The organism is Mycobacterium sp. E342 (assembly GCF_001667665.1).
Taxonomy (GTDB): Bacteria; Actinomycetota; Actinomycetes; order Mycobacteriales; family Mycobacteriaceae; genus Mycobacterium.
Map to the genome: position 1 here is coordinate 1 of NZ_LZJM01000247.1, position 3,988 is coordinate 3,988.

Sequence of the window (3,988 nt, forward strand, 5' to 3'; positions counted from 1 at the left end):
ATCAGCGCCCCGCTCACGCCGGGCACGGGGGCGGTGCCGATCGGGTCGCCGGTGGCCGGAGCAGCACTGTTCGTGTTCCGGCCACCGGCGACCCGATCGCCGGCGCCCCCGAGCCCGCCACCAACGGCGCACTCTTGGCCACCCACATCGTGGTCTCCGTCGGCCCGTAGACATTGACCATCACCCGCCCCGGCGCCCACCGGTCCACCACCGCCGCCGGGCACGCCTCGGCCCCCACCACCAGCGCCGCGCCCAGCCCCTGCGGTGACAACACCCCCACCGCGGACGGCGTCTGGGTCAACACCGACACCCGCTGCCCAATCAACAACGCACGCAGGTCATCCGCGCACCGCACCACGGCGTCGGGCACCACCACCAGGTGACCCCCGTGCAACAGCGCGCCCCAGATCTCCCACACCGAAAAATCGAAGGCCAGGGAATGGCACTGCGACCAGACCTGTCCCGCCGCCAGCAACCCATCACCGGCCAGCGCCTCGAACAGTTGCGTCACGTTGCGATGGGTGACCGCCACCCCTTTGGGCACGCCCGTCGTGCCGGACGTGTAGATCACGTGCGCCACGTCGTCGGCAGCCGGCCCGACCACCGGGTCGCACGACTGGCCCGCGATCGCCGGATCATCAACCTCGACCACGACCCCCGAAAACCCATCCAACCGCGGCCGCAGGCCCGCGGAAGCTATCACCGCCACCGGTGCGGCATCGGCGAGCATGAATTGCACCCGCTCCGCCGGCGACGCGGGATCGATCGGCACATAGGCGGCCCCCGCCTTGAGCACACCCAGCACCGCGATCACCGCCTCCGCCGACCGCTCCGCCAACAGGCCCACCTGCGTCCCCCGACCGACGCCGCGCCCAATAAGCCAGCGCGCCAATCGGTTCGACGCCTCGTCCACCTCCCGGTATGACCGGGACCGGGGCCCACACGACACGGCGGGGACCTCGGGTGTGCGAGCCGCCCGGGCCGCGAACAGCTCAGGAATCGACACCGCCGCCGGCCCACCCAGACCGAGGGCAGGCCGATTGCCCCACTCGTCCAGGCGCACCCGCTCGGTCTCGTCGAGCACGTCGATGGACCGCAACCGCCGCGTGGCACCCGACGTCAACGCCACCAACAGCCGCTCCAAACGGCCCGCCAGATAGGAGACGTCGAGGCCGGCGAACGGCCCCCATGCGCCCGCCGTACTGAGGAACAGCCGGTCGCCGTCGGTGGAGAAGATCAATCCGAAACCACTGGCCTGCCCGGAGTTGGTGTAGGACGCCGAGGCCGTGACACCGCCGAAGGGCAGGGTGAAGGCGGACGGGATGAAGTTGACGCTCACTCGTTCGGGCGGTCCGGCCGGGCCGCGGGCCTTGCGTTCCAGCGCCTGCACCGGAAAGCGTTGATGCGCAACCGCTTCCCGGACCCGTGCGTCGACGTGTCGGCAGAACTCGGCGACCGTGAGCTCTGGCGAGACGCGCAACACCAGCGGCACCACGCCGGCGACCATGCCGGGCAGGGTCTTCGACTCCGGGCGCACGCGCCTGTTGACCGGGAAGTCGAGCACCACCTCCGAGCCGTCTCCGCTCCACTCGCGCACCAACAGCGCGCACGCGGCCGTGATGACCGACGTCTGGGAGACTCCCCACACCTGGGAGAGGTTGTTGACCCGGCGAAGGATGCCGGCGTCCAACGCGACCGGCGCGGACGGCCACGGATCGCGCTCGCCCGTGGCACGCTGCGCTCGGTGGTGGGCCGCGTCGTTCGCGGGCAGGTTCTGCGTCCAGTAGGCCTCGTCGTCCCGGTAATCGCCGGATGCCTCGTAGCCGGACTCGCAGGCGATCAGATCCTGCAGCGAGCCGAAGACGGCGGGAGGGATAGGCGCGGCGGAGACGATGGCCGAGTAGATGGAGGCGATGCGGTGCCCGACGAGGGCGACACCGGTTCCGTCGATGACGATGTGGTGGCAGCACGCGAACAGGTGAAATTGGTCGGCACGGGTCTGGAAGAGGGCGAACCGGAACAGCGGGCCCGTGAGCGCCATGGGCGTCCGTTGGATCGACAGGGCCATCCGCCGGGCTTCCGCGACGGCATCGCGCGAGCCGGTCAGGTCATGAAACGCGAGCTCGACGTCCGGGTAGTCGATCGCCCGTTGGAAGACCCGGCCGTCCGCCTCGAGGAACGACGCCCTGGTGGGTTCCGCTTCTTCCAGCGCTTGCCGGATCGCCCACTTCAGGGCGTCACGGTCAACCCTGCCGTTGATGGTGACGAAGAGGCCGATCTGCCACTCGGTGCCGGAGTGGCCGGTCTCCTGCGCGAGCCATATGTCTAGTTGCCCGCGAGTGAGCGGAAGCGCCCGGTCACCAAGCTCCATCCGACTTCCCAACCATAGGGTTCACCCTTGAAACCCCCGGTTGACGGCGCCGCTCGACCGAACTCCTCCGCAATGCCTGTTCGGTTCCGCTTGGGGTAGTGCACACTCGCTAGCGCGGTCCGTGCCGGATCCTCGCCGCTGTTGCCGCTCGTCGCCGCTGAGAAGGCGGATCTGCTGCCGTCGCCGTGGAGCGGGCGGACCACAGTATCTCCGTCAACTTAGTCAACTTAAGTGCAACAGTCCGAAACGTTAATGGATGATCAAGACGGTGCGCTAGTGGTTTCGAAAAAGTGACAGGAACCTGTCAGGGATACCAAGAAGGCGCCGCAAAAGATACGCGAAGGATGGTTCAAGCTTCCAAACCGACCCTGCGAATTGGGACGGCCGCGCGGGGCCGTCCCAATTCGAGGTGTGCGTGGTTAGAGCAGGCCGAGCAGCTGCAGGTCGGTGACGTACTTGACGATCACCGGCGGCGCGATGTGCGGAATGTCGTTGTCGGCGCCGATCTTGGCTTCCTGCACCGCGGCGCGGAAGCGGTCGGTCGGGGCGAACGACCCGCGGGCCGGCTCCGGCGCCTGCAGCTGGTTGTAGCCCGGCACCTGCAGCATCTGCAGGACCGAATGCTTGCGCTGGTGCTCCGGCAGTTCGCGCAGGGCGGCCTCGAACCGCTGCAGCCACTCGCCGAAGTCGTCGATGCGCTCGATCGGATAGCCGGCCTCGATCAGCCAGTCGACGTACTCGTCGATGCCGATCCCGTCGTCGTGCGGGTTCATCACGTGATAAGTCTCGAACCCCTCCATCACCTGGGCGCCCAGCGTGGTGACCGCCTCGGCGACGAACTCGACCGGCAGCGCATCGAAGTGCGCCCGCTGCCGATTGCCCTCGGCGTCCAGCTGATAGAACGAGCGCGGCGCGATGCCGGTGGCCACCAGGCTCAGCACCATCCGGGTGAACATGTCCGACAGGTTGAACTGGCCGGCGTAGCTGGTGTCGGACAGGATCATGTCGGAGCGGAACACCGAGACCGGCAGCCTGCACAGGTCGTGGGCCTCGCGCAGCAACACCTCGCCGGCCCACTTGCTGTTGCCGTAGCCGTTGGCGTAGCTGCCGTCGATCTTGCGGATGGGACTGATGACCCGGATGTCGGCGTCCTCGGTGAACGCCGCCGGGTCGATCTGGCGGCCGACGTCGGAGGTGGACACGTAGGCGTACGGCTTCAGCTTGCTCGTCAGGGCCACCCGGATCAGCTCGGCGGTGCCCGCGACGTTGGGGGCGAACAGCTCGCTGTAGGGCAGCACGCCGTTGACCAGGGCCGCCGAGTCCACGATCAGGTCGACGGTGTCGGCCAGCCGTTGCCAGGTCGGCTCATCCAGGCCCAGGTTCGCCGAGCCCTTGTCCCCCGCGATGACCTCCAGGTGATCGGCGGCCAACTCCTGGAAATACCGCAGCAACTTCGGATCACCGCTGTCGAAGGTCTTCTCCAGCCGCTGACGCGCCTCCTCGTCCGAGCCGGCCCGCACCAGGCAGATCAGCTTGCCGCCCACCAGCTCCAGCTGCTCCAGCCACTGCAGGGCCAGATAACGGCCCAAGAAACCGGTCGCCCCGGTCAACAGGACC

At 68.4% G+C, this 3,988-nt stretch carries 2 protein-coding genes; both read right to left on the reverse strand.

Annotated features, from left to right (window positions below; genetic code table 11):
* Positions 1-13: 13 nt before the first annotated feature.
* Positions 14-2,371, reverse strand: coding sequence for an AMP-binding protein (locus tag A5692_RS19260; protein ID WP_068058708.1), 2,358 nt, complete (start codon positions 2,369-2,371; stop codon positions 14-16).
* Between the two features lie 419 nt (positions 2,372-2,790).
* A partial coding sequence (locus tag A5692_RS19265) for a thioester reductase domain-containing protein (RefSeq protein WP_156766170.1) occupies positions 2,791-3,988 on the reverse strand: 1,198 nt, incomplete at its 5' end.

Bases quoted from the DNA above. Each gene is read 5' to 3' on its own strand.
- A5692_RS19260 (WP_068058708.1), bottom strand. From the start codon at position 2,371: ATGGAGCTTGGTGACCGGGCGCTTCCGCTCACTCGCGGGCAACTAGAC.